This window comes from Spongiactinospora sp. 9N601 (assembly GCF_044326295.1).
Classification (GTDB): domain Bacteria; phylum Actinomycetota; class Actinomycetes; order Streptosporangiales; family Streptosporangiaceae; genus Spongiactinospora; species Spongiactinospora gelatinilytica.
The window spans coordinates 1-1,486 of sequence record NZ_JBIRBB010000059.1; the positions used below are offsets into that span (position 1 = coordinate 1).

The window sequence follows — 1,486 nt, forward strand, 5'->3', positions numbered from 1 at the left end:
CGACTTGATCGTTTACATATGAAAAGTGCCCTTGACCTGGAAGGATCGGACTTGTCTAAGGCCCCGTCCAACCCAGATCAGAAGGCACTTTCCGAGTGAACTCTACCGCCTCACCCCGCAAGATCACCGTATCCGCCGACGGCCGCGGGCTGGTCTCACACGCCGGTGGCCTGCTGCTGTCCCAGACGCTGCGCATCACCGGGCTGGACAAGACCCTGTCGCAACAGCTGGAGCGGTGGCGGCCCGGCCGAGCGGTACACGACCCCGCGAAGATCATCACCGATCTGGCCCTTACCCTGGCGCTCGGTGGAGACTGCCTGGCCGACATCGCCCTGCTGCGCTCCCAGCCCGAGCTGTTCGGAACCGTCGCCTCCGACCCGACCGTCTCGCGCCTGATCGACCGGCTCGCCGCCGATGAGGCCCGCGCACTGAAGGCCATCCGCGCCGCCCGCGCCACCGCACGGCGACGCGCCTGGCACCTGGCCGGCGACCGCGCCCCCGGAACAGACGGCCGGCCCGTGATCGTCGACCTGGATGCCACCATCGTCGTCTCTCACTCCGACAAGCAGCACGCGGCACCGACCTGGAAGAAGAGCTACGGCTTCCACCCGATGACCGCCTTCGCCGACCACCAGGACGACAGCGCAGGCGAGCCCCTGGCCCTGATGCTGCGACCCGGCAACGCCGGATCCAACACCGCCGCCGACCACATCGAGACCACCCGCCTCGCCCTGGCCCAGCTTCCCAAGCACCTGCGGCGCAACGTCCTCATCCGCACCGACTCCGGCGGCGGCACCCACGAGTTCCTCGCCTGGCTCACCCGCCCCGGACGCTGGCTGAAGTACTCCATCGGCTTCACCATCACCGACACCATCGCCGCAGCCATCGGCAAGCTCCCGGCCACCGCCTGGACCCCCGCCTACAACGCCGACCGCCGACCGCGGCCCGGTGCCTGGGTCGCCGAGCTCACCGGCCTGCTGGAGCTGACCGGATGGCCCAAGGGGATGCGCGTCATCGTCCGCAAAGAACGCCCGCACCCCGGCGCCCAGCTGCGCGTCACCGACCTCGACGGGCACCGTTTCACCTGCTTCGTCACCGGCACCCGAGGCGGGCAACTCGCCGACCTGGAGCTTCGCCACCGCCGCCGCGCCCGCGCCGAAGATCGCATCCGTGCCGCCAAAGACACCGGCCTGCGCAACCTGCCCCTGCACGACTTCTCCCAAAATCGGATCTGGCTCGAGATCGTCGCCCTGGCCTGCGAACTCACCGCTTGGATGCAACTGCTCGCCCTGCACGGCACCACCGCCGGCCGCTACGAGCCCAAACGCCTGCGGCTCCGCCTCCTCGCTGTCGCCGGCCGTCTGGTACGCGGGGGCCGCCGCCTGCACCTGCGCATCCCCGCGCAATGGCCCTGGGCCCGCCCGATCATCACCGCCCTGGCACGCCTGCACGCCCTGCCGACGCCGATCTGACCACCACCCAACCG

At 70.1% G+C, this 1,486-nt stretch carries 1 protein-coding gene; it reads left to right on the top strand.

The genetic code is table 11. The annotated features are described in order from the left end of the window. The first annotated feature begins 95 nt into the window (after nt 1-95). Complete coding sequence (locus ACH34R_RS44105; RefSeq protein ID WP_397567620.1) at nt 96-1,472, top strand: IS1380 family transposase; 1,377 nt, start codon at nt 96-98, stop codon at nt 1,470-1,472. Nucleotides 1,473-1,486: the final 14 nt, after the last annotated feature.